The organism is Bacillus sp. 0209A (genome assembly GCF_036765095.1).
Classification (GTDB): Bacteria; Bacillota; Bacilli; order Bacillales; family Bacillaceae; genus Bacillus; species Bacillus subtilis_G.
Genome location: NZ_JBAIZV010000005.1, coordinates 142,934 through 167,305, shown reverse-complemented (window position 1 = coordinate 167,305; position 24,372 = coordinate 142,934). Strand labels below are relative to the sequence as shown.

Here is a 24,372-nt window from a genome sequence, read left to right as displayed (position 1 = left end):
TGTATATGTTGTGTTTAATTCTTGGTGCAGGTGCAGCGCTTTTTTCTGTCCTGAAGCATATCTTCCAGCGCCTGATCAAAGGTGCGGACGGCTCCGCCGAATCCTTTTTGAAACCGTTCGGCATGATCGAGTGTCGCAAACGGAATCGCCTGCGGCTGGCAGCAGTGCAGGTTTAATTCAGCATTTACCACAAAATAAGCCGAACCGGCACTGACGGTTGTGTGTAACAGAAAATCTCGGCAAATTAAGTGTGAAATCTCTTCCGTTTTATCTGCGTAACGCAAAAACGCACAATGTGCGCAGCACAGCTGTTCAATGTCTTGGTTTACCGTAATCAGCTGAACCGAATGGACTTGATTGACCGGTTTTAGGCAATAGCTGCACATATGATCCGCTTGAGGTGTTCGGGCTGGGAGCGTGACGCCGCCGGCCGTTTTGATGACCTGGTTTGACTGAACGAGCTGATTGACATCTCTGTATACCGTCATTTCCGAAACGCCGAACCGTGCGCTGATATCAGTAATTTTGAGCGCGCCTTCTTCTTTCAGCCACTTCAGTATGTGTTGCTGTCTATTAATCGGAAGCATTCATACATCCCCTCCATTAAGATCTATTTAAGCGTAGAGGATTTTAGAGACAGAGACAAGTAAGCTGATGATAAAAAATGTGAAAATGTGTTGAACAGCAACAAAACGAAACAGAAGGGACTCTGGTATAATAGACATATGGAATGGAAAGTGAGGAATACCCTATGAAAGAAACTCTATGCCCCAATTGCGGCAAACCTTTGACAGGCGACATGGTCAGATCATCCAATGTGCCTTGCCAATTTCGCTGCGGACACTGCCGGGAACGGCTTTATGAATATAAAGTATCAGCTCCGATGATGCTGGTGTCACTAGCGGTCATCGTGCTGCTCATTTATCTGTTGCTGCTCCTCCGCAATGCGGCAGGGTCAATGCTGCCGGCCGTACAGCACGTCCCGATGGCTGTTTTTGCGCTTGTGTGCGCGTATCCTGTTTTTATTGTAAGTGAACGGATGATCGCAAAGTACGTGATTCAAAACGGCAACATTATTTATAGAGGTAAGAGAAAAGGCTCCTGATACCAGGAGCCTTTTTATTTTTAAAAAAATGTCACACTCATGTGCCAAAGTCCTCTTTACTTTCAATTGTATAGGGACTGTAAGCGTTTTAACATAGAGTCAAAGGGAAGCAAAATTCTCTGATCTATTTTTATAGCTTACAGCGACAACCAACAAGGAGGGTTTATATATGCAGCAAGAACAGCAAGGCGGCATGAAAGTGAAAGTGCAGCGCTTCGGCAGTTATTTGAGCGGAATGATTATGCCGAATATCGGCGCGTTTATCGCGTGGGGCATCATTACTGCGCTGTTTATTCCGGCGGGATGGACTCCGAATGAACAGCTGAATACACTTGTCAGCCCGATGATCACATATTTACTGCCGCTTTTGATAGCGTATACAGGCGGAAAAATGATTTACGACCACCGCGGCGGAGTCGTCGGGGCGACAGCGGCAATCGGGGTGATTGTCGGGTCGGATATACCAATGTTTTTAGGTGCAATGATCATGGGGCCGCTTGGCGGATACCTCATTAAACAGACTGATAAATTGTTCAAGGATAAAGTCAAACAAGGCTTTGAAATGCTGATCAACAACTTTACGGCGGGGATTGTCGGCGCGGCTTTAACGATTCTCGCGTTTTACGCCATCGGTCCGGTTGTCCTGACGTTAAATAAATTGCTGGCGGCAGGTGTGGAAGTCATTGTACACGCTAATTTACTGCCTGTAGCCAGCGTTTTTGTGGAACCGGCGAAAGTGTTGTTCCTAAACAACGCCATTAACCATGGAATCTTAAGTCCAATCGGAATCGAGCAAGCAGCCCAAACGGGAAAATCGATTCTGTTTTTAGTAGAAGCAAACCCTGGGCCAGGGCTCGGCATTTTGCTGGCATACATGTTCTTTGGAAAAGGTTCTTCAAAATCAACGGCTCCCGGAGCGGCGATCATTCATTTCTTCGGCGGGATTCACGAGATTTACTTCCCATACATTTTGATGAAACCGGCCCTGATTCTGGCGGCCATTGCCGGCGGAGCAAGCGGACTGTTAACATTCACGATCTTTAATGCCGGACTTGTCGCAGCAGCGTCACCGGGCAGCATTATCGCATTGATGGCGATGACGCCAAGAGGCGGCTACTTCGGCGTATTGGCGGGTGTATTAGTAGCTGCAGCTGTTTCGTTCATCGTATCAGCAGTGATCCTGAAATCTTCAAAAGCAAGCGAAGAAGACCTCGCTGCCGCAACAGAAAAAATGCAGTCCATGAAGGGGAAGAAAAGCCAAGCAGCCTCTGTTTTAGAAGCGGAGCAAACGAAAGCTGAGGAAGCGTCTGAGCTGTCTTCTGAAAGCGTAAACAAAATCATCTTCGCATGTGATGCGGGAATGGGATCAAGCGCGATGGGAGCATCGATTTTAAGAAACAAAGTGAAAAAAGCGGCGCTTGATATCAGTGTGGCCAACACGGCCATTAACAATCTGCCAAGCGATGCGGACATTGTCATCACCCACAAAGATTTAACAGATCGCGCGAAAGCGAAGCTGCCGAACGCGACACACATATCAGTGGATAACTTCTTAAACAGTCCGAAATATGACGAGCTTCTTGAAAAGCTTAAAAAGTAATCTCATAGAAAGAGAGTGATACCCATGCAAGTACTCGCAAAGGAAAATATTAAACTCAATCAAACGGCATCATCAAAGGAAGAAGCCATCAAAATGGCAGGCCAGACGCTAATTGACAACGGCTATGTGACAGAAGATTACATTGGCAAAATGTTTGAACGTGAAGAAACATCATCTACTTTTATGGGGAATTTCATCGCCATACCACACGGCACAGAAGAGGCGAAAAGCGAGGTGCTTCACTCTGGAATCTCAATCATACAGATTCCAGACGGTGTCGATTACGGCGCAGGCAACACGGCAAAAGTGGTATTCGGCATTGCGGGCAAAAATAATGAGCATTTAGACATTCTGTCTAACATCGCCATCATTTGCTCAGAAGAAGAAAACATTGAACGCCTGATATCTGCTAAAAGCGAAGAAGATTTGATCGCCATTTTCAACGAGGTGAACTGACATGATCGCCTTACATTTCGGTGCGGGAAATATCGGAAGAGGGTTTATCGGCGCGCTGCTTCACCACTCCGGTTATGATGTGGTGTTTGCGGATGTGAACGATACGATGGTCAGTCTCCTTAATGAAAAACGGGAATACACAGTGGAGCTGGCAGAAGCGGGCCACTCATCAGAGGTCATTGGCCCGGTCAGCGCCATTAATAGCGGCAGCCATCCGGAGGAGCTGTATCGGCTGATTAATGAGGCGGCGCTCATCACAACGGCGGTCGGCCCGAACGTGTTAAAGCTGATTGCTCCGTCTATCGCAGAAGGTTTAAGACGAAGAAAAGCTGCAAACATACTGAATATCATTGCGTGCGAAAATATGATCGGCGGCAGCAGCTTCCTGAAGAAAGAGATATACAGCCATTTAACGGAAGCGGAGCAAGAATCCATCAGTGAAGCGGTCGGTTTTCCGAACTCGGCTGTTGACCGGATCGTGCCGGTTCAGCATCATGAAGATCCGCTCAAAGTATCGGTTGAACCGTTTTTTGAATGGGTCATTGATGAATCAGGCTTTAAAGGGGATACACCGATCATAAACGGCGCGCTGTTTGTTGATGATTTAACGCCGTATATCGAACGCAAACTGTTTACCGTCAATACCGGCCACGCAGTGACCGCTTATGTCGGCTATCAGCGCGGATTAAAAACCGTAAAAGAAGCAATCGATCACCCGGAAATCCGCCGTGTCGTTCATTCAGCGCTGCTTGAAACCGGTGACTATCTCATCAAAACGTATGGCTTTAAGCAAACCGAACACGAACAATATATCAAAAAAATCATTGGACGCTTTGAAAATCCATTCATTACGGACGATGTGACCCGCGTGGCGAGATCGCCTCTCAGAAAGCTGGGAGAGCATGATAGACTCGTAGGCCCTGCAAAGAAAATAAAAGAGCCGAATGCACTGGCGGAAGGGATTGCCGCAGCACTGCGCTTCAATTTCACCGGTGACCCTGAAGCGGTGGAACTGCAAGAGCTGATCCAAGAAAAAGGATACAGCGGCGTGCTTCAAGAGGTGTGCGGCATTCAGTCCCATGAACCGCTTCATGCCATTGTTTTAAAGAAACTCAACCAATAACCGACCCGTGACAGCATGTCACGGGCTTTTTTTGCCATCTCGCAATCTAGTATAATAGTAAGCGTTTTCGATAATAGGGGGAGGAGAATGACACAATGAAACAATTCGGATTGCGGCAATACCCGGAGACGGAGTAGGAATAGAGGTTGTGGCGGCTGCGGAAAAAGTGCTTTATACAGCAGCCGAAGTTCACGGAGGTTTGTCATTCTCATTTACGCCTTTTCCATGGAGCTGTGATTATTATATGGAACACGGCGAAATGATGCCTGAAGACGGAATACATACGCTCACTCAATTTGAAGCGGTTTTTTTAGGAGCGGTCGGAAATCCGAAGCTGGTTCCCGATCATATGTCATTATGGGGGCTGCTGCTGAAAATCCGGAGGGAGCTTGAGCTTTCCATTAATATGAGACCTGCTAAACAAATGGCGGGCATTATGTCACCGCTTTTGCATCCAAATGATTTTGACCTCGTGGTGATTCGTGAAAACAGTGAAGGCGAATACAGTGAGGTCGGCGGTCGCATTCACAGGGGTGATGATGAAATTGCCATCCAGAATACCGTGTTCACGAGAAAAGCGACAGAGCGTGTCATGCGTTTTGCCTTCGAATTGGCGAAAAAGCGGCGCGGCCATGTGACGAGCGCAACAAAGTCCAATGGCATTTATCACGCGATGCCGTTCTGGGATGAAGTCTTTCAGCAGACTGCGGCTGATTACAGAGGAATTGACACGTCATCCCAGCACATTGATGCGTTGGCCGCTTTCTTTGTCACACGTCCTGAAACCTTTGACGTCATTGTAGCGAGCAACTTATTCGGTGACATTTTAACAGATATCAGCTCCAGTCTCATGGGGAGCATCGGCATTGCCCCCTCTGCAAACATCAACCCGTCCGGCAAGTATCCATCCATGTTCGAACCGGTCCACGGATCAGCTCCCGATATCGCCGGCAAAGGCCTCGCGAACCCAATCGGCCAGATTTGGACAGCAAAGCTGATGCTTGATCATTTCGGAGAGGAAGAACTGGGGGCGAAGATCCTCGATGTGATGGAACAAGTAACGGCAGACGGCGTCAAAACACGCGACATTGGCGGACAAAACACAACGGCAGAGGTCACGGATGAAATCTGTGCGCGTTTGAGAAAACTTTGATGACACAGGGCGGGGCCGATGGTTGCCCCGGCCAATCAATTTCCTTACGAAAATATCCATAAAAAACTAACCAAGAAGATCCAAATGCTGTATAATGATTTGGAATTCTTAGGAAGGTATCGGGTGAAGGAAGTTGAATGCAAAAAAAATCACATTAAAGAAAAAAAGAAAAACCAAATGGATCATTGTACTCAGTATCGTATTGATCGCAGTGCTCATTTTTACCATCAGAATGGCGTTTTACAAACCCTTTATTGTTGAAGGCTCTTCAATGGCTCCAACGCTTCAAGACTCAGAAAGAATTTTGGTTGACAAAGCAGCCAAATATACAGGCGGTTTTTACAGAGGCGACATTATCGTCATTCATGACAAAACGAGCGGCCGTTCATCCGTCAAACGTTTAATCGGTTTGCCTGGTGACAGCGTAAAAGTGAAGGATGATCAGCTATACATAAACGATAAAAAGGTGGAAGAACCGTACCTAAAGGAACATCAACAAGAAGCCAAAGAAATAGGTGTAAGCTTAACGGGTGACTTCGAAGCTGAGGTTCCTTCCGGCAAATATTTCGTAATGGGAGATAACCGCCTGAATTCGATGGATAGCAGAAACGGAATGGGTATGCCTTCTGATGAAGAAATCGTCGGTACGGAATCTCTCGTCTTTTATCCGTTCAGTGAGATGAGACAAGCAAAATAAAAATTTTATGGAACGAGTCACGGATGTGGTCACTGACGACCATTTGTGCGCGTTTAAGAACAACCTGATGAAACAGGGCGGGGCGGTTTTTCTGCTTCGTTTTTTATGATGGAAAGCGCTTTGAAGAAGAGTGCCCTGTCGAAAGTATCAGAGTCAGGGTTGGCAAAGCCGTGAAGAGCTTCAAATTGATAAATCTCCAAATCGGGATGCTGTTTTTCCCGCAGTTTTTTGATGAGAAGCGCAACATCAAACGACGGTTCAAATGAAGGGAAAAACAATAGGACCGGGCAGACTGGCACGTGATGAAGAGAATCGCGTATCCGGGAACCGTAATAGCAAACAGCTCCGCTCACCTCAGGCATACTGCTGCATTTCCATGCGATCGTTGCGCCCGCGCTGAATCCAACCACAAAGATGCGCCGTCCGGCGTTTTGCCTGATTAAGCTCTGAATGATGGTTTCTCCTGTTTTCAGCCGTTCGTGTTTTGTAAATTGATCGTATGCGGTTTTTTCCTCTTGCAATGTGTAGACTTCACCATCCCCGAGCAGGTTAGGCGTCACCACATCATATCCAGCCATTTTTATCAGCCGGGCCATCTTTTTCATATGGCTGTTAACACCGTATATTTCGTGTGCGAGAATGACAAGCGGTTTTGGGGGCATAACGGTCTCCTTTGCGTTTTTTCCATTATATCCTATCGTTCAGCTTTTGGCTGATATATAATAGTCAAAAAAGGAGAAATAGAATGAACTCATTACTTTTGCCTCATCGCTATCCGTTTTTGTTTATTGATGGCGTGACGGAAAGCGAGCCCGGCAAACATGCGGCAGCGTATAAGCTGATCAGTGAGAACGACTGGTTTATCAATGATAAGCAAACAGAAATGCCGTTTTCACTTGTGATTGAAGCACTTGCGCAAACAGCGGCTTTTACAGGAGTTACAGATCAGAACAGCTTGGGTTTATTGTCTTCCGTGAAGAAAGCGGAAAAACTCGGAGCGGCCGCGCCTGGTGACCGGCTTGATCTTACATTTGAAGTTACGCGCAACCGACGCGGGTTTGTGTTCGGGCATGCCAAGGCGTCAGTTGGCGGACAGCCTGTTGCTGAAGCTGAAATCGGCATCTATATCGAAAAATGAAAAAAACCCTTCACAACGTTTTGTGAGGGGTTCTATTATTTCGTATCGTAATCCCGTTCGCTTTGTGAGTCATCTCTTTGCTGCCGTTTGTGTTTTTCATCCTTCATGTTTTCCTTCAGCTCTTCATTCGGAATCGGATCGGTTAAGTCATTGTGTTCAGGATTTTCATTTGGTTTGTTTTGCTGTTTTCTTTCTGTCATCTTTGATCACCTCACCGTTTGTTTTCCTTTTATCAGGACGCCTCAAACATGTGAAATCGCTTTTTTGTTCCGATGGGTATAATGTATTAGAATAGAAAGATGCACAATTAAAAGATAAAGAGAGGTACATATATGTCTGTTCAAAGAGAAAATGTAGATATCAAGCTGATCGCAATCGATATGGATGGAACGCTGCTGAATGACGAGCAGCTGATCTCCGATGAAAACCGTAAAGCCATTCGTGAAGCCGAGGATAAAGGCGTGTACGTGGTGATCAGCACGGGCCGGACGCTGATGACGTGCCGGGAGCTGGCGGAATCCCTGAAGCTGTCATCCTTTTTAATCACGGCAAACGGCAGTGAAATTTGGGATTCGAATTTTAATTTGGTGGAACGCAAGCTGCTCCATACGGATCACATTCAAATGATGTGGGATTTGCGGAATAAGCACAACACTAATTTCTGGGCTTCTACCGTAAATAAAGTATGGAGAGGCGAGTTTCCGGAAAACATTACGGATCACGAATGGCTCAAATTCGGCTTTGACATTGAGGATGACGACATCCGAAACGAAGTGCTGGAGGAGCTGAGGAAAAACAAAGAGCTTGAAATCACCAATTCAAGCCCGACAAACATTGAGGTCAACGCGCTTGGCATCAACAAAGCCGCGGCTCTTGCGAAGGTTTCTGAAAAACTCGGCTTTACGATGGAGAATGTGATGGCGATGGGTGACAGCCTCAATGACATCGCGATGATCAAAGAAGCGGGTCTGGGTGTTGCGATGGGAAATGCGCAAGACGTCGTGAAAGAAACGGCTGATTGGACCACGGATACAAATATTGAGGATGGTGTCGCTAAAGCGATTCGCCATTGGGTACTATAAAAAAAGGAGTCCTAAGATGGACTCTTTTTTAGTTTGGGAGGTTTTCTTCTGGGACCATGGGAGGTTTTCTGACAAAAGGATTTCACAAACTAATAGGTTTGAATTATAATAAAGCAAAGTTCAAAAATTCGGAATAGTCGTTCCGAATTTCGGAACGATGATAATATAAAGCATATTGTTTGCTTTGGCTGGAGGGATTCTGTGTTTCAGATTGATTTGAACTGTGATTTAGGAGAAAGCTTCGGAGCCTACACGATTGGCCTTGACCAAGATATCTTAGAGTATGTCACATCAGCGAACATCGCATGCGGATTTCATGCAGGAGACCCCGGTGTCATGCGGAAAACCGTCGCGCTTGCGGCAGAAAAAGGCGTAAAAATCGGCGCGCATCCGGGTTTGCCGGATTTACTCGGTTTCGGCCGCCGCAATATGGCAATTTCACCTCAGGAAGCGTATGATCTTGTCGTCTATCAAATTGGCGCGCTCTCTGGTTTTTTAAAAGCAGAAGGACTTCGCATGCAGCACGTCAAACCGCATGGCGCTTTATACAATATGGCGGCAGTCGATCAAAAGCTGTCTGACGCCATCGCGAAAGCTGTCTGTAAAGTTGATCCCGGCCTGGTTCTTTTCGGTCTTGCTGAGAGCGAGCTCGTAAAAGCGGGAGAACGGATCGGACTGCAAACAGCAAGTGAAGTGTTCGCCGACAGAACATACCAAGCGGACGGCACACTGACGCCGCGATCCCAGCCGGACGCACTCATTGAAAGCGATGATGCCGCCGTCACCCAGGTGATCAAAATGGTGAAAGAAGGGGCGGTCAAATCTCAGCAAGGCCATGATGTGTCATTAAAAGCGGACACGGTTTGCATTCATGGAGACGGAGCCCATGCGCTGACATTTGCGCAGAAAATCAGAAAAGAGCTCAAAGAGGCGGGAATTGAAGTGGCCGCTATTTCAGCACAGAAGTCAACATAAAGGAGGAACAATAGATGGAGCAGCAGAAAAAAACAGCAGGAAAAAAGGCGGGCAGCTGGTCATTGCTGATGGGGGCCGCCTTTTTAATGGCGACATCAGCGGTCGGCCCGGGATTCCTGACACAAACCGCAACATTCACAAACACACTCGCGGCAAGCTTTGGTTTTGTCATTATCATATCTATTATTTTGGATATTTTCGCCCAAACCAACGTATGGCGCATCATAGCGGTTTCTGGAAAACGCGGTCAGGAAATTGCGAATATGGTGCTTCCGGGATTGGGTTATTTCATCGCCATTCTCGTCGTGCTTGGCGGATTGGCTTTTAATATCGGGAATATCGGAGGTGCCGGACTGGGGCTTCAGGTATTGTTTGGCATTACACCAACAACAGGCGCTTTGATCAGTGCTGCCGTTGCCATTTTAATCTTTTTAATTAAAGAAGCGGGAAAAGCGATGGACCGGTTTACGCAAATTGCCGGTTTTGTCATGATCCTTTTAACTTTGTATGTCGCGATTACGACAGCTCCGCCTGTTGGCGAGGCTGTGGCGAATACGATTGCGCCGGAGCAAATCAGCATTTTTGCTATTGTCACGCTAGTGGGCGGAACCGTCGGCGGTTATATCACATTTGCCGGAGGACACCGCTTGCTGGATGCCGGAATTAAAGGAAAGGAATCCATCCCGCAGGTGACAAAAAGTTCGGTTGTCGGCATTTTAATTACATCTGTCATGCGTATTGCTCTTTTCCTCGCGGTGCTTGGCGTTGTTTCAAAAGGCCTGCATATCGATGAAAGCAACCCGGCGGCTTCTGTTTTCAAGCTGGCTGCTGGAAATGTCGGTTATAAAATTTTCGGATTGATCATGTGGTCTGCGGCCATTACCTCTGTCATCGGAGCAGCTTACACGTCTGTTTCGTTCTTTAAAACCTTTTCTCCGAAAATTGAAAAAAATTCACGCGGCATTATTATCGGGTTTATCGTGATTTCCACGTTAGCTTTTGTCACAATCGGACAACCTGCGAAAATCCTCGTGCTTGTCGGTTCGCTGAATGGCTTAATTCTGCCGATTGCGCTCGGAACGCTGCTGATTGCCGCATATAAGAAAAAGATTATCGGTGATTATAAGCATCCGCTTTGGCTGACCGTTTCAGGTTCACTTGTGGTGGTCGTAATGGCTGTGATGGGTGTCTACATGTTATTTACACAACTTCCTCAATTGTGGAGCTGATAAAGGTGGAGCAATTAAACAAAATGGCGCCGCAGGATGTGCGCGCCCTGATACGAGAAGGAAAAATAAACGGGCCGACCGCAGGAATGTCCGGCGGCTATGCCCAAGCGAATCTTGTGATCTTGAAGAAAGACCTAGCGTTTGACTTCCTGCTGTTTTGCCAACGGAATCAAAAGCCATGCCCTGTGCTGGATGTGACAGAAGCGGGTTCGCCTGTGCCGTTTCTGGCAGCGCCCGATGCCGATATCAGAACGGACTTTCCGAAATACCGTATTTACAGGCATGGTATCTTGACGGAAGAAGTATCTGATATCACGCCATACTGGGAAGATGACTTTGTCGGCTTTCTGATCGGATGCAGTTTCTCCTTTGAACAGGCGCTGATCAATAATGGAATAGCTGTCCGGCATATTGATGAGAGGACGAACGTTCCGATGTATAAAACGAATATCGATTGTGTTTCAGCGGGGATGTTTCAAGGAAAGATGGTTGTCAGCATGAGACCCGTTCCAGAACGGCTGGCTGTACGCGCTGCACAAGTGACCTCGCGTTTTCCGGCAGTGCACGGAGGGCCGGTTCATATCGGCAATCCGGGAGCAATCGGCATTGTTGATGCGGACAAACCGGATTTCGGAGATGCCGTTTCCATTCGTGAAGGCGAGGTTCCTGTTTTTTGGGCATGCGGTGTGACCCCGCAAGCCGTGGCTATGAATGTAAAACCTGAAATGGTCATCACACATGCGCCGGGGCATATGCTCATCACAGATATTCGAGACGAGTCGCTTGCGGTGCTGTAACCTCTCGTCCTCCTGATGAACGAGAAATAAAAGAGGTGAGAAAGATGACTGTACGATGTCAAATCGAACAGCTCGGTGATTCTGCAATGATGATCCGATTCGGAGAAGAAATAAACGAACAGGTCAACGGTCTTGTCCATGCCGCGGCCGCTTATATAGAAGAACAGCCATTTCCGGGGTTCATTGAGTGTATTCCGGCTTTTACAAGTCTAACGGTATTTTATGATATGTATGAAGTGTACAAGCATTTGCCTAAAGGCATGAGCTCACCTTTTGAGAAGGTAAAACTTGATGTCGAAGAGGGGCTGAAGGAAATAGCTAAAGACTATGAAAATAGCCGCCGTATTGTAGAAGTTCCCGTATGCTATGGCGGTGAATTCGGGCCCGATTTAGAAGAGGTGGCGAAGATCAATCAGCTTTCTCCGGAGGAAGTCATTGAGATTCATACAAGCGGCGAATATGTGGTGTATATGCTTGGTTTTGCTCCTGGTTTTCCTTTTTTAGGCGGGATGTCCAAACGCATTGCCGCTCCAAGAAAATCATCGCCAAGACCTTCCATTCCCGCAGGTTCGGTAGGAATTGCGGGATTGCAGACAGGCGTTTACCCGATTTCGACGCCGGGCGGATGGCAGCTGATCGGCAAAACGCCGCTGGCTCTTTTCCGGCCGCAGGAAAACCCGCCGACATTACTGCGGGCGGGAGACACTGTGAAATTCGTGCGCATCTCAGAAGAAGACTATCACGCCTATAAGGAGGAGTCCAATTGAGCATGAAAGTGTTAAAGCCCGGACTGCTCACAACGGTTCAGGATATAGGCAGAACGGGTTATCAAAAATACGGTGTACTGGCAAGCGGAGCCATGGACACAATTTCGCTGCGCATAGCCAATCTGCTGATCGGCAACAGCGAAAATGAAGCCGGTCTTGAAATTACGCTGATGGGGCCCGGTCCGTCGTTTTATTTTACAAAAAAGACGCTGATTGCGGTGACAGGGGCGAACTTCACGCTACGTATTAATGACGAGGAAGCACCTTTATGGAAGCCTGTGCTCGTCAAGGGAAACAGCACAGTCAGTTTTGGTCCCTGTAAACTTGGCAGCCGTGCTTATTTAGCGGCGGCCGGCGGTTTCGATGTGCCTGACGTCATGGAAAGCAAAAGCACGTACGTTAGAGCAGGCATCGGCGGACTTCATGGCAGAGCGCTTCAGAAGGAAGATGAACTGTCCATTGGAGAAATATCATCTCTTTCGCAAACCATCCTTTCCCAATTAAACCTCCAGCTTGGAAAGCGGGAATTTGCGGCACCGAAATGGTCGGTTAGCCGCGGCAGGTTTCTGCCATTAAAAAAGAATCCCATTATCCGTGTACTTGAAGGAAAACAATTCGGCTTTTTTACAGAAGAATCGAAAACGCGTTTTTATGCAGAAACGTTTCGGGTCACGCCGCAGTCCGACCGTATGGGTTACAGGCTCAAAGGAGAACCGCTCGAACTGAAGGCGCCGCTTGAGATGGTGTCGGAAGCGGTTTCGTTTGGAACTGTTCAGGTGCCGCCTGACGGCAACCCGATTATCCTGCTTGCAGACCGGCAAACGACCGGCGGCTATCCGAGGATCGCGCATATCATATCCGCTGATCTTCCGATTGTCTCCCAAATCATGCCGGGCGAGCACGTCCAGTTTGAGCCTGTATCCCTTCAAGAAGCGGAAGCGCTTGCGATTGAACGGGAACAGCATATAAAAGAACTGAAAACGAGAATGAAGATGGAATGGCTGACGTAATAAAGGAGATCAATGATGCAAAATAAAAACAAAACCGTAGTCAAATCTATGGCTCTGCTTAATTTGTTTTTGCATGAACCAAGCCTTACCTTAAGTGAACTGGTGTCGCTGTCAAAAATGCCGAAAACCTCTGTTCACCGGATGGTCAGCTCTTTGGAGGCAATGGGGTTCCTCAATCGGGATTCGTCCGGCGCTTATTCGCTAGGACTGGTGTTTCTTGAATTTGGACAGCTTGTCGCTGACAGGCTCGATATCAGAAAAATAGCGAAACCGGTGATGGAAGAGCTGTGCCGGGAAGTGGATGAAGCCGTGCAATTGATCATGAGGGACGGCAATGATGCGATATACGTTGAGAAAATCGAAGGAACACAGACTGTCCGGCTGTACACGGCGATCGGCAGGCGTTCTCCTCTGTATGCGGGAGCGTGTGCGAGAAGCATTTTGTCCTTTCTTCCCCGTGAAGAAATCGAAACATACATCAAACAAACAGAGCTCATTTCAATTGGTGCCGGGACGATTACCGATCCGGAAAAGCTGCTGGAGGAGATTGATGCCTCCGTGCAGAATGGCTATACCGTCAGCTATTCAGAGCTCGAAAACTATACGGCGGCCATCGGCGCCCCGATCTTTAACCATAAGCGGCAAGTGGCAGCCGGCATCAGCATTGCAGGCTTTGAAGCAAGGTTTACAGAAGACAGGCTTCCTTATTTAACAGAAAAGGTGAAGGATGCCGCTATGCAGATTTCTACAAAAATAGGGTATTCTTGAGTAGCCGATCTTTTCCCTCCTGCGTACATTAACGTATCGACGTTCAGGAGTGGAGGAAAAAACATGGTGCTTCAATATACAGCACTGGGGGATTCTTTGACGACAGGGAGAGGAGCCGGGCTGTTTTCCCCCGGATTCGTCCAACGTCTGGGAGACATGATGGAAGCTGACTTGAAAACAAAAACGGCCATCTCCATCTTTGCTAAATCAGGCTTAAATACAGAAGAAATTCTGGGGCTCCTGTCACATCCCCATGTGCAAAAATGCATTCAAGCTGCTGGCATGATAACGATCACAGGGTGCGGAAATGATCTTTTTGATTCAGTCTTTGCTTACCAAACGTCTAAAGATGAAACGACATTCAGCCGAGCATCCGCTCATTGCCATGAGAATTTTGAAAAGATGATTGCCGAAATCGCCGAAATCAAAGGAGAAAACCCGTCTCCGTACGCCATCCGTGTGTTCAACTTATACAATCCGTTTCCCGGCATTGACATCGCTGGCAAATGGATCACATCTTTTAATTCGCATTTAGAAACACTTGCGGCGGCGCCCCATGTCAAAATCGCGGATGCCTATAGCATTTTCAAAGGAAAAGAGCAGGAATATCTGTCCTTTGACGGTGTCCATCCGAACAGCAAAGGCTATCAAGCAATGGCTCAAGCCGTTCACAAGCTGGGTTATAAAGAATTGCCTGTTTCATAGAAACGCGCCTTATGACAGAGCGCGTTTTTTTATATGTGATTGAAACATTAAAAGAAACTTAAAATTCCCTGTCTCCTGTTCTACAGACAAAAAAAGTGCGCTAGAATAATGGAGGACGTAGGCAAATATAGCCATAACGTTCAATATTTCGTATATAAGGAAGGATGGTCCTTTTGTTTCGGATTTTTAAAATGTCTTTTGCGGTTATCATTATTATTCTGGCGCTCGTTGCTTTTAACTATACGGAACACACCTCTGTTATCCAATCGGTCATGCTTGTCTTTCTTGGCGCAGTCATGTTTATGCAGGGGCTTGAAGAGCGTAAAAAAGAAAACGACGGCTCAGGTGCGTTTAATATTTATACCGCCGTTTTCGTATGGTCTGTCTCTCTCATCGGTTTTACTCTTCATATTATATAAGTCTATTACACATCCTGAAAATGCTCGACTGTCGGGAACGGGGTATAGAACCGATGAAGCAAGGCTTTCCACTCTTGATACTCTGAAGAACCGCGAAAGCCTTCCGTGTGGTCCTCAAGTGTTTCCCACTCCACAAGCAGCAGGTATTTATGTGTTTCTTCCATGCATTTTGATAACGAGTGCGTGATATAGCCCTTCATGCCGGAAATAATCGGCGCCGCTTGCCGGAACGCCTCCTCAAACTCTTGTTCAAGCCCCTCTTTAATGTGAAGTATCGCTGCCTCTCTGACCATGTCATCCCTTCTTTCCTTCTTTTCAAATAGTCTACAGCAAACGACAGGAGATTTCTGCAAAATCGGTGAACCTTTTCCTTCATTTTCAAAAAAATCTTGCGTGCACCAATTCATATAAGAGAAAATAACAAGTGGAAGGCAGGGGAAAGTCATGTTAAAAAAGTGTATTCTACTAGTATTTCTATGCGTCGGATTGATTGGGTTAATCGGATGCTCCAAGACAGATTCACCAGAGGATCGCATGGAAGCATTCGTGAAACAGTGGAACGATCAGCAATTCGATGACATGTATCAGAGCCTGACCAAAGATGTCAAAAAAGAAATCTCCAAAAAAGATTTCGTCAGCAGATATAAAACCATCTATGAGCAGGCAGGCGTAAAAAATCTGAAAGTCACTGCGGGAGAAGTGGATGAGGGCGACAAAGATAACAAGACGATGAAGCACATCCCGTATAAAGTCAGCATGGACACAAATGCGGGCAAAGTCAGCTTCAAAAATACCGCAGTGCTGAAAAAAGAAAAAACTGATGACGAGGAGTCATGGAATATAGATTGGAACCCATCGTTTATTTTCAAGCAGCTGGCTGATGATAAAACAGTGCAAATCGCCAGCGTTGAACCAAAACGCGGCCAAATCTACGATAAAAACGGGAAAGGTTTAGCCATCAATACAGATGTGCCGGAAATCGGCATTGTTCCCGGAGAGCTTGGCGACAAAAAAGAAAAAGTCATAAAAGAACTCGCGAAAAAACTTGATTTGACTGAAGACGACATCAAGAAAAAGCTGGATCAAGGCTGGGTGAAAGACGATTCGTTTGTGCCGGTCAAAAAGGTCAAGCCGGACCAAGAAAAGTTAGTGTCTGAGGCGACGTCATTAAAAGGTGTAACGAGAACGAATGTCAGCTCCCGCTATTATCCGTATGGCGAAAAGACAGCCCATTTGACAGGCTATGTCCGCGCCATTACTGCGGAAGAGCTGAAGAAAAAGAAAGACGGAGTATACAGCGATACGTCAAACATCGGCATCACCGGACTTGAAAATGTGTATGAAGACAAACTAAGGGGCACAACTGGATGGAAAATCTACGTTCCGCAAACCGGAGAAGTCATCGCTGAAAAGAAAGCGAAGGACGGCGAGGATCTTCACCTCACCATTGATATCAAGACGCAAACGAAGCTATATGATGAATTGAAGGACGACAGCGGGGCGGCAGTTGCGCTTCAGCCGAAGACAGGCGAAACACTCGCGCTTGTCAGCGCGCCTTCTTACGATCCAAACGGATTTATTTTCGGCTGGAGCGATAAGGAATGGAAAAAACTAAACGAAGATAAGAACAATCCGTTTTCAGCGAAATTCAACAAGACATACGCACCGGGCTCGACAATTAAACCGATTGCGGCTGCCATCGGAATTAAAAACGGCACCCTAAAAGCGGATGAGAAGAAAACAATCAAAGGAAAAGAGTGGCAAAAAGATTCAAGCTGGGGCGGCTATTCAGTGACACGTGTGTCTGAGCGCCTTCAGCAAGTCGATCTGGAAAATGCCCTCATTACGTCAGACAATATTTATTTTGCGCAGAATGCGCTTGATTTGGGAGCAGACAACTTTACAAAAGGGTTGAAAACGTTCGGCTTTTCAGAGGACATTCCGTATGAATTCCCGATCCAGCAATCGTCTATCGCAAATGACAAGCTCGATTCAGACATTTTGCTTGCGGATACAGGATACGGACAAGGACAAATGCAAATGTCTCCGCTTCACTTGGCAGCTGCTTACACGCCATTTGTCGACAACGGAGATCTCGTCAAACCGACGCTGATCAAAAAAGACTCGCAAACAGCTGATGTCTGGCACAAGCAAGTGGTCACGAAGGAAGGAGCGGCAGACATTACGAAAGGTCTGAAAGGCGTTGTGGAAGACGCGCGCGGATCAGCGTATCAGCCGGTCGTGAAAGGAATCACCGTTGCCGGAAAAACAGGAACAGCCGAGCTGAAAACATCAAAAGATGATAAAGACGGCACGGAAAATGGCTGGTTCGTCGGCTACGATTACGAAAACAAAGACCTGCTTGTCGCCATGATGATCCAAAATGTGAAGGACCGCGGCGGCAGCCACTATGTTGTTGAGAAAGCGAAAAAGCAATTTCAATCGAATTAAAATACCCTTCGCGGTAAACACGCTGGCATACAAGTTTGATCAGGATCAGTGGTTCCGCATTTTTACAGCCGCACAGGGTTGCGATATACCTTAACAAAAAGCATCAGCTTAGCAGCTGGTGCTTTTTCAATATTGTCACACCGCTTGATGCCAAATTCCCATTTATAAGTGATTGAATCTCGTTTGAAAGCGTTTTATATTATAAAGAAAACCTCTCTTATTCCTCTCCTGTATCTCCTTGCAACTTCATCCGCACATCACGACTGTCTAGGAGGCCTTTTTGATGTATATGACTGCCAGAGAACAAAAGCTTTTAAAGCACTTATTATTACAAAACCGGTATGTAACCGTAACTGAGCTTGCTGAGCTGATGGAAGTCAGCACGAGAACCATTCACAGGGAGCTCAAATCAATTAAGCCGCTGATGGAACCCGTCGGGCTTACGCTCGATAAACAGCCTGGCAAAGGGTTGAAGGCAGTGGGAAGTCCCGAGAATAAACAAAAGCTGCTTACCGACTTAACATATGAACAGCATGAATACAGCGCGGATGAACGAAAGCTGCTCATTCTCTGTTCGCTATTAGAGTCTCAGGAGCCCGTCAAGCTGTACACGCTTGCCCATGACCTGCAGGTGACGAATGCCACGGTCAGCTATGATTTAGACGAGCTGGAGAAATGGATTTCTCCCTTTAGATTGACACTGATTCGTAAAAGAGGTATTGGCATCCAGCTCATAGGGCCGGAGAATGCGAAACGTAAAATTGTCGGCAACCTGATTGTGAACCGCCTCGACATCCAAATGTTTTTGGAAGCGGTAGAATTAAACATCAAAGGTAAAGCTGATTCTTCAGAGAAAATGTTCGGCGTAGTCAGCAAAGGCGAGCTGTTAAAAATGGAGCGTATCCTATTTCAGCTGAAAGAAGAAATCGCCTTTTCATTGTCCGACAGCTCTTATATAGCACTCGTCGTCCATCTGACGTATGCAATCGAGCGGATCAAGCTTGGGGAAACCATTGCTATGGAGCAAAATGAGCTTGAGGAACTGAAGAATGCGAAGGAATACAGCTCAGCTCTTGAAATCGCGGGCGAACTTGAACATGCCTTCGGCGTGACGATTCCGGAGGCGGAGGTGGGCTATATTACAATCCACCTTCGAAGCGCCAATCGAAAGTACAAAACAGAATACAAAGCGCAGGAAATCGAACTGGAAACAGCCCTGCATACAAAGCGGCTCATTGCTTTTATTTCAGACAAAATCAGAATGGATCTTACGAAAAACTATTCTTTATATGAAGGACTGATTGCCCATTTGGAGCCGGCTGTCAGCCGCATAAAAGAAAATATCGAAATATACAATCCGATGAAGGAACAGATCAAACGCGATTATTTTCTGCTTTATATGGCGATCGAAGAAGGCGTGGAAAAGTATTTTCCGGGCATGTCCTTTTCTGATGATGAGATCGCTTTTATCGTCCTTCACTTCGGCTCGGCCCTTGAAATCAAAAAAGAAGAAGCCAAAGTGAAAGCGCTTGTTGTCTGCTCAAGCGGGATCGGGTCTTCGAAAATGCTTGCTTCCAGACTGAAGAAAGAGCTGCCGGAAATTGAATCGTTTGATATGTCATCCTTGATCGAGCTGAAGGGCAGGAAAGTTCAAGCCTATGATATGATTGTTTCCACCGTGCCGATTCCTTACGAAAACATCGATTACATTATGGTTAGTCCGCTTTTAAATGAGGAAGACGCAAATCAGGTAAAACAGTATATCAAGCGGAAAATTCCGCTCATTCTTGAGAAAAAAAGAACGCCTAAGGAAGAGGCGCAGCAAGCTGACGTGCCTGACATGCTGGCAGCATCGGAAAGCATGGGGCGGTACATGGCCGTCATTCAAGATGTTCTGCGCCACTTTACACTTAATCAACTCCAAACAAACTCGGATCATAGCAAGCTTCTGTCAGAGCTTTTTCAACAGCTGAAGGAGGATGGCTTGATCCGTGATCCGAAAAAAGCTGCGGTTTGCCTGGCGGAGCGGGAGAAACAAGGGGGATTGGGAATTCCGGGGACCAACATGGCGCTTTATCATCTCAAAAATGATGAAATCGTCCTGCCTTTTTTCAAAATGTATGATCTCAGCACCTCTTATGAAGTGAATGGCATGGACGGAAATACCCTCAGCATGACACGCATTCTCGTAATGATGGCGCCTGGCTCATTATCTGCTGAAGGATCGGAGATTTTAAGCGCGATCAGCTCCGCCATTATCGAAAGCGGAGAAAGCATGGCAGGGTTTCAGGGAGAGGGAGAACAAGGACTGTATCAACGATTAAACCGCATATTCTTCACATGGATGAAAGAAAAAAACATATTGTAATCCCGCATGGCACACGTCAAAAAATTGGCGTGTGTTTTTATGTGGATGGTGTGCAAAATGACAAAATGCGGGACTATTTTATCATTCATTAATGGAATAGTTCCAAAATGAAATAGTTTTACAAGTTATCTTTTTTGGGTTAAAATGGGTGAGGTGAGGAAGAAAACCTAACAAATTATTGAAGATTCAAGAGAATATAGGAGATGACAATATGGAAACATTACAGCATCTGATTCTGCATGACATGCCGAATAGCGAAGAAATAGAGGCTGTAAAAAGCGGAGGCCATACACTGACATATGCAGGTTACCGCAAACGGATTAATCAGCTGGCGAATGCCCTGCTGCAAAAAGGAATTCAAAAAGGCGACCGTGTTGCATTGCTTTGTAAAAACGGACATCCCGCCTCAACTATTATGTTCGCCGCGCTTGAAATAGGCGCTGTTGTCGTACCTGTCAGCTGGCAGCTCAAACCATATGAAATGACAGGTATTTTAAAAGCTAGTGAACCGAAAGCGCTGTTTTACGGAGCGGAGTTTAAAGAGAAGCTGGACGAAGTTCTTCCTGAACTGTCCTCATTGTCTGTAACGATGGCAACTGGAACAGCTTACGAAACGTCTGCTGAATTTGAAGCTCTGTTTGCCGGTCCTGATCATTTGCCTGAAACTGAAATGGTTTCCCCTGATGATACAGCGCTTCTGATGTTTACGTCCGGCACAACCGGAAACCCGAAAAGATGCATGATCACACATGGCGGCATATATAGATACGTAACAGGGTCCAAAAGTTCAACAACACGTATGAAGGGCCTGCGTTTTCTTGCGTGCCATCCGATTTATCATACGAGTGCGCTCATTTGCATCATGCTGGGAACTTTTGCAGAAACAACCTTTATTTTTACAAAGGATCAAGATCCTGTTGATATGCTGAAAATCATTGAAGAAGAAAAGGTTCAAACCGTGATGGCTCTTCCCGTGTTTTACACGTATTTGCTTGAAGCATGGGAAACACACCAAACCGACCTATCTTCGCTTGTTATTTTAATGACTGGCGGAACAAAAGTGCCGAGCAGCCTGATTCGCCGCTATCTTGATATCGGCATCCCGCTCGCCCACGGCTATGGAAGCACTGAGGCTTGGGGAATCAGCACATGGATGCCTGAAATGGGAATGGATAAAGCCGCATCTGCGGGGAAACCTGTGGAAGGTGTTAAAGTCAAAGTGGAAGATCCTCAGACGGGAGAAGAACTCCCTCAAGGGGAAATCGGCGAAATCGTTGTTCACACGCCATTTTTATTTAAAGGCTATGAAGACAATCCTGAAGCGACGGCGAAAGTGCTGCAAAACGGCTGGTTCAAAACCGGAGATTCAGGCTATGTAGATGAAGATGGTTTTATTTTCATTACTGGACGCTACAAGGATGTCATTATTTTCGGAGGAGACAACGTCTATCCGGATCAGGTTGAAGAAGTCATCCAGCAGGTCCCGGGAATCCTTGAAACAGCGGTGGTCGGTATACCAGACCCGCTGTACGGGGAAAAACCAAAAGCGTTTATTGTGACAAACGGCGGCCAGCGTCTAACGGAAGAGGAAGTCATCGCATATTGTAAAGAACGCCTGTCCGCTTACAAAATACCCGAAGTTGAGTTCGTTAACGAACTGCCGAAAAATAACCTCGGCAAGGTGAAAAAAGACGTCTTGCGCAAGCAGGCTGTGCATTCGTAAAAAAATGCCCGTCACTTATGTGGCGGGCTTCTTTGCTGTTGCACAGACAGAAAGCTCAGGCTTAATGTGTTTAAATTGCAACTCAATGTCTTCGAAGCCGGCTGCTTTGAAGTCAGCAATCATCTGTTTTGCAAATGATTTGGTTCTCTCAGGGCTGGCGTCCGCTTCCCGCGGCTGCATCGTAATCGCTGCTCTGCCCCCGGGCTTTAGCGCCCGATAAATCTGTTTCACGCCTTTTGTCTGGTCATTCCAAATGGTGTAGTTGTTAACAGAAATCACTTTATCATAGAACGAGGCGGTGAGAGGAAATGTCTCGATGCTTCCCTGCATTAAGCGCACACCTTTCGATTTTACTCTGCGGGCGGCCAGCTTCAGCATCGCCTCTGACACATCAATCCCATGGAGCTGAACGTCCTTTTCGCGTTTCAGCATCTGTTGCAAGCAGTATCCCGGTCCGAATCCGACTTCTAAAATACTGTCCCCCCGTGTGATTCCCAGCTGATCTATTGTCCACTGATTCAGTGTCTGATTTTCAGCAGCCATGATGTACCCGGCAATCATACCGATTACGCCCTTTGGCCTGCTGAATGTTTTAGAAAGCATGTTCATCATTCAGTAACCTCCTTTGCAAGTTATTTCCTCCTTGCGTTTCATGTGAAACATTTTTCTGATAAAGCAATGTGAAGGTGCTAATCCATGTTTATCCAGAGTACGTGTGAGGTACACAACAAATAGACACATGAAAACAAAGGAGGAGAATCATCATGGCCAATTATCCAAAAGAACTGCCGGCCCAAACCCAAAATCGCCAGCCGGGAATCGAAAGCGAAATGAATCCAAGTCCGATGTATGAGTACGAGAATTATAAAGGAGCGGATAAATTAAAAGGAAAAACAGCGCTCATTACAGGCGGCGACAGCGGGATCGGACGCGCGGTATCCGTCGCATACGCAAAGGAAGGCGCTAATATCGCCATTGTGTATAAGGATGAGCATGGGGATGCCGAAGAGACGAAGAAGCGTGTAGAGCAAGAAGGCGTAAAATGCCTGCTGATCGCTGGTGATGTAGGCGAAGAGGATTTCTGCAATGAAGCGGTTGAAAAAACGGTCAAAGAACTTGGCGGCTTTGACATCCTTGTAAACAATGCCGGTGAACAGCATCCGAAGGAAAGCATCAAAGATATTACGAGCGAACAGCTTCACCGCACATTCAAAACAAACTTTTATTCTCAATTTTATTTGACTAAAAAAGCAATTGATTACCTGAAACCAGGCAGCGCTATCATCAACACGACATCCATCAACCCATATCGGGGGAACCCGTCGCTGATTGATTACACAGCGACAAAAGGGGCGATCAATGCCTTTACAAGAACAATGGCGCAGGCGCTTGTCAAAGACGGCATCCGCGTCAACGCAGTCGCACCGGGTCCAATCTGGACACCGTTAATCCCGTCTACGTTCTCTGAAGATAAAGTCGCTCAATTTGGGCAAAATACGCCGATGGGCCGTCCGGGTCAGCCTGTTGAGCATGTCGGCTGTTATGTGCTGCTGGCTTCAGATGAGTCATCTTACATGACAGGCCAGACGCTGCATGTCAACGGCGGAGATTTTGTGACGACGTAAGAGGGAGTGAGACACATGAGCATCACGAAAGAGGAAGTAAACAGCTATTATCAAAAAGCCGGTATTGTATTAACGGATGAGGAAGTAGACCAAATCCAGCTAATGGACTACGGCTTAGGAAAAGAAAGAAAAGTCGGACTCCAGCTCTTCGTCTACGTCAATACAGACCGTTATTGCTCAAAGGAACTGGTGCTGTTTCCTGAACAGACTTGCCCGGAACACCGCCATCCGCCGGTCGACGGCCAAGAAGGCAAGCAGGAGACATTCCGCTGCCGCTACGGAAAAGTGTATCTTTACGTAGAAGGAGAAAAAACGCAGCTTCCAAAGGTTCTTCCGCCGCATGAGGACAGTGAACACTATACGGTCTGGCACGAAATTGAACTTGAACCGGGCGGGCAATACACGATTCCGCCGAACACAAAGCATTGGTTCCAAGCCGGGGAAGAAGGTGCCGTGGTGACGGAAATGTCTTCGACGAGCACAGATAAACATGATATCTTTACCGATCCAAGAATATAAGGATGAGGCTTAACAGCCCATCCTTTTTTGTATTGAAAAAAACGGAATCATCGTTATAATGGGTAAAAAAGGAAAGAGGGCGAGGGAATGTTCACCTGCAAGGTAAATGAGCGCATCACCATCCGATTATTGGAGCCAAAGGATGCGGAGCGGCTTGCCGAACTCGTTATCGAAAATCAACAGCGGCTCGGCCAGTGGCTATTTTGGGCGGAAAACCCAAGCAGCGTTGAAACGTACAAAGAAACGATCATTCCAGATTGGCGGCGGGAATATGCTGACCTGAACAGCCTCGAAGCGGGGCTTCTATACGACGGCAGCCTATGCGGCATGATCGGCCTGCATAACCTTGATCAAGTAAATCGAAAAGCGGAAATCGGATACTGGATTGCCAAAGAATATGAAGGCAAAGGCATTGTTACCGCTGCTTGCCGAACACTCATCACGTACGCTTTTGATGAGCTTGAGCTGAATCGCGTTGCTCTCTGTGCGGCTGTCGGAAACCAAAAAAGCAGAGCGGTCCCTAAGCGGCTCGGCTTTCAAGAGGAAGGAACGGCACGGGATGGCTTATTCATTGAAGGCAGGTATCATGACCTTGTCTATTACAGCTTGCTGAAGCGTGAATGGAAAGGATTAAAATAAAGGCGCATTTTCTTGTTTAAATC

The 24,372-nt window shown here is 46.8% G+C and carries 26 protein-coding genes and 2 pseudogenes; 23 read left to right on the top strand and 5 right to left on the bottom strand.

Annotated elements, in window-relative coordinates; translation table 11 throughout:
• Positions 1 to 14 precede the first annotated feature (14 nt).
• Entirely contained in the window at positions 15 to 587 is a 573-nt protein-coding gene (ycnK, locus tag V6D44_RS17780; RefSeq protein ID WP_333516775.1) for a copper uptake transcriptional regulator YcnK, read from the bottom strand.
• Between the two features lie 164 nt (positions 588 to 751).
• On the opposite strand from ycnK, the gene V6D44_RS17775 reads away from it, so the two are divergent.
• The 6 genes and pseudogenes from V6D44_RS17775 to sipU all read left to right on the top strand — a co-directional run bounded on the left by V6D44_RS17775 (position 752) and on the right by sipU (position 6,134).
• Positions 752 to 1,105, top strand: a complete 354-nt coding sequence (locus V6D44_RS17775) for a hypothetical protein (RefSeq protein WP_289346471.1) — start codon at positions 752 to 754, stop codon at positions 1,103 to 1,105.
• Positions 1,106 to 1,274: 169 nt separating this feature from the next.
• A complete protein-coding gene (locus tag V6D44_RS17770) occupies positions 1,275 to 2,705 on the top strand; it encodes a PTS mannitol transporter subunit IICB (protein WP_253268823.1) in 1,431 nt (476 codons plus the stop codon).
• 24 nt (positions 2,706 to 2,729) lie between these two features.
• Positions 2,730 to 3,161 (top strand): PTS sugar transporter subunit IIA, encoded by a 432-nt coding sequence (locus V6D44_RS17765; protein WP_087993019.1) that lies wholly within the window; start codon positions 2,730 to 2,732, stop codon positions 3,159 to 3,161.
• Position 3,162: 1 nt separating this feature from the next.
• Entirely contained in the window at positions 3,163 to 4,284 is a 1,122-nt protein-coding gene (locus V6D44_RS17760; RefSeq protein ID WP_087993018.1) for a mannitol-1-phosphate 5-dehydrogenase, read from the top strand.
• Between the two features lie 95 nt (positions 4,285 to 4,379).
• Positions 4,380 to 5,437: pseudogene (locus V6D44_RS17755) on the top strand (tartrate dehydrogenase).
• 133 nt (positions 5,438 to 5,570) lie between these two features.
• Positions 5,571 to 6,134 (top strand): signal peptidase I sipU, encoded by a 564-nt coding sequence (gene sipU / locus V6D44_RS17750; protein WP_087993016.1) that lies wholly within the window; start codon positions 5,571 to 5,573, stop codon positions 6,132 to 6,134.
• Between the two features lie 53 nt (positions 6,135 to 6,187).
• Here the strand turns inward: sipU and V6D44_RS17745 are convergent, their stop codons facing one another.
• On the bottom strand, positions 6,188 to 6,796 hold the full coding sequence (locus V6D44_RS17745; protein ID WP_202328906.1) for a dienelactone hydrolase family protein: 609 nt from the start codon (positions 6,794 to 6,796) through the stop codon (positions 6,188 to 6,190).
• A gap of 83 nt (positions 6,797 to 6,879) precedes the next feature.
• Here V6D44_RS17745 and V6D44_RS17740 point away from each other — a divergent pair, with 83 nt between their 5' ends.
• Complete coding sequence (locus V6D44_RS17740) at positions 6,880 to 7,272, top strand: 3-hydroxyacyl-ACP dehydratase FabZ family protein (protein WP_087993014.1); 393 nt, start codon at positions 6,880 to 6,882, stop codon at positions 7,270 to 7,272.
• A gap of 35 nt (positions 7,273 to 7,307) precedes the next feature.
• On the opposite strand, the gene V6D44_RS17735 is transcribed toward V6D44_RS17740, so the two are convergent.
• Positions 7,308 to 7,472: a hypothetical protein gene (locus V6D44_RS17735; protein ID WP_087993013.1), complete on the bottom strand. Its 165-nt coding sequence runs from the start codon at positions 7,470 to 7,472 to the stop codon at positions 7,308 to 7,310.
• Between the two features lie 132 nt (positions 7,473 to 7,604).
• Here V6D44_RS17735 and V6D44_RS17730 point away from each other — a divergent pair, with 132 nt between their 5' ends.
• The 9 genes from V6D44_RS17730 (at position 7,605) to V6D44_RS17690 (ending at position 15,024) form a co-directional block, all read left to right on the top strand.
• Positions 7,605 to 8,354, top strand: a complete 750-nt coding sequence (locus tag V6D44_RS17730; protein WP_087993012.1) for a Cof-type HAD-IIB family hydrolase — start codon at positions 7,605 to 7,607, stop codon at positions 8,352 to 8,354.
• A gap of 201 nt (positions 8,355 to 8,555) precedes the next feature.
• On the top strand, positions 8,556 to 9,329 hold the full coding sequence (gene pxpA, locus V6D44_RS17725) for a 5-oxoprolinase subunit PpxA (protein ID WP_087993011.1): 774 nt from the start codon (positions 8,556 to 8,558) through the stop codon (positions 9,327 to 9,329).
• A gap of 14 nt (positions 9,330 to 9,343) precedes the next feature.
• Positions 9,344 to 10,558 (top strand): NRAMP family divalent metal transporter, encoded by a 1,215-nt coding sequence (locus V6D44_RS17720; protein WP_087993010.1) that lies wholly within the window; start codon positions 9,344 to 9,346, stop codon positions 10,556 to 10,558.
• A gap of 5 nt (positions 10,559 to 10,563) precedes the next feature.
• On the top strand, positions 10,564 to 11,355 hold the full coding sequence (locus V6D44_RS17715; protein ID WP_333516774.1) for a putative hydro-lyase: 792 nt from the start codon (positions 10,564 to 10,566) through the stop codon (positions 11,353 to 11,355).
• Positions 11,356 to 11,399: 44 nt separating this feature from the next.
• Positions 11,400 to 12,122: a 5-oxoprolinase subunit PxpB gene (pxpB, locus tag V6D44_RS17710; protein ID WP_333516773.1), complete on the top strand. Its 723-nt coding sequence runs from the start codon at positions 11,400 to 11,402 to the stop codon at positions 12,120 to 12,122.
• Positions 12,123 to 12,124: 2 nt separating this feature from the next.
• On the top strand, positions 12,125 to 13,132 hold the full coding sequence (locus V6D44_RS17705) for a biotin-dependent carboxyltransferase family protein (protein ID WP_202329056.1): 1,008 nt from the start codon (positions 12,125 to 12,127) through the stop codon (positions 13,130 to 13,132).
• 15 nt (positions 13,133 to 13,147) lie between these two features.
• The gene (locus V6D44_RS17700) at positions 13,148 to 13,900 is read left to right on the top strand and encodes an IclR family transcriptional regulator (RefSeq protein WP_333516786.1); all 753 of its coding nucleotides are present in this window, start codon (positions 13,148 to 13,150) and stop codon (positions 13,898 to 13,900) included.
• A 63-nt stretch (positions 13,901 to 13,963) separates the two neighbouring features.
• Positions 13,964 to 14,605, top strand: a complete 642-nt coding sequence (locus tag V6D44_RS17695) for a GDSL-type esterase/lipase family protein (protein ID WP_087993007.1) — start codon at positions 13,964 to 13,966, stop codon at positions 14,603 to 14,605.
• 173 nt (positions 14,606 to 14,778) lie between these two features.
• A complete protein-coding gene (locus V6D44_RS17690; RefSeq protein WP_087993006.1) occupies positions 14,779 to 15,024 on the top strand; it encodes a YczI family protein in 246 nt (81 codons plus the stop codon).
• Between the two features lie 5 nt (positions 15,025 to 15,029).
• On the opposite strand, the gene V6D44_RS17685 is transcribed toward V6D44_RS17690, so the two are convergent.
• The gene (locus tag V6D44_RS17685; protein ID WP_087993005.1) at positions 15,030 to 15,317 is read right to left on the bottom strand and encodes an antibiotic biosynthesis monooxygenase family protein; all 288 of its coding nucleotides are present in this window, start codon (positions 15,315 to 15,317) and stop codon (positions 15,030 to 15,032) included.
• A 151-nt stretch (positions 15,318 to 15,468) separates the two neighbouring features.
• On the opposite strand from V6D44_RS17685, the gene pbpC reads away from it, so the two are divergent.
• The 4 genes and pseudogenes from pbpC (at position 15,469) to V6D44_RS17665 (ending at position 21,566) form a co-directional block, all read left to right on the top strand.
• Positions 15,469 to 17,475 carry a penicillin-binding protein 3 gene (gene pbpC, locus V6D44_RS17680; protein WP_333516772.1) on the top strand — a complete coding sequence of 669 codons (2,007 nt, stop codon included), beginning with the start codon at positions 15,469 to 15,471 and terminating at the stop codon, positions 17,473 to 17,475.
• Positions 17,468 to 17,569 (top strand): annotated as a pseudogene (locus V6D44_RS17675) (aldo/keto reductase); the annotation flags it as partial. The gene pbpC and the pseudogene V6D44_RS17675, both read left to right, overlap by 8 nt.
• Before the next feature lie 189 nt (positions 17,570 to 17,758).
• Positions 17,759 to 19,843 (top strand): mannitol operon transcriptional activator MtlR, encoded by a 2,085-nt coding sequence (mtlR, locus tag V6D44_RS17670; RefSeq protein WP_253268828.1) that lies wholly within the window; start codon positions 17,759 to 17,761, stop codon positions 19,841 to 19,843.
• A 211-nt stretch (positions 19,844 to 20,054) separates the two neighbouring features.
• On the top strand, positions 20,055 to 21,566 hold the full coding sequence (locus tag V6D44_RS17665) for a class I adenylate-forming enzyme family protein (RefSeq protein WP_087993002.1): 1,512 nt from the start codon (positions 20,055 to 20,057) through the stop codon (positions 21,564 to 21,566).
• 15 nt (positions 21,567 to 21,581) lie between these two features.
• On the opposite strand, the gene V6D44_RS17660 is transcribed toward V6D44_RS17665, so the two are convergent.
• The gene (locus V6D44_RS17660; protein WP_176365301.1) at positions 21,582 to 22,178 is read right to left on the bottom strand and encodes a class I SAM-dependent methyltransferase; all 597 of its coding nucleotides are present in this window, start codon (positions 22,176 to 22,178) and stop codon (positions 21,582 to 21,584) included.
• 152 nt (positions 22,179 to 22,330) lie between these two features.
• Here V6D44_RS17660 and V6D44_RS17655 point away from each other — a divergent pair, with 152 nt between their 5' ends.
• The 3 genes from V6D44_RS17655 (at position 22,331) to V6D44_RS17645 (ending at position 24,349) form a co-directional block, all read left to right on the top strand.
• Entirely contained in the window at positions 22,331 to 23,191 is an 861-nt protein-coding gene (locus tag V6D44_RS17655) for an SDR family oxidoreductase (RefSeq protein WP_333516771.1), read from the top strand.
• 15 nt (positions 23,192 to 23,206) lie between these two features.
• Positions 23,207 to 23,710: a D-lyxose ketol-isomerase gene (gene lyxE, locus V6D44_RS17650; RefSeq protein ID WP_087993000.1), complete on the top strand. Its 504-nt coding sequence runs from the start codon at positions 23,207 to 23,209 to the stop codon at positions 23,708 to 23,710.
• 87 nt (positions 23,711 to 23,797) lie between these two features.
• Positions 23,798 to 24,349, top strand: coding sequence for a GNAT family N-acetyltransferase (locus V6D44_RS17645; RefSeq protein WP_253268830.1), 552 nt, complete (start codon positions 23,798 to 23,800; stop codon positions 24,347 to 24,349).
• Positions 24,350 to 24,372 lie beyond the last annotated feature (23 nt).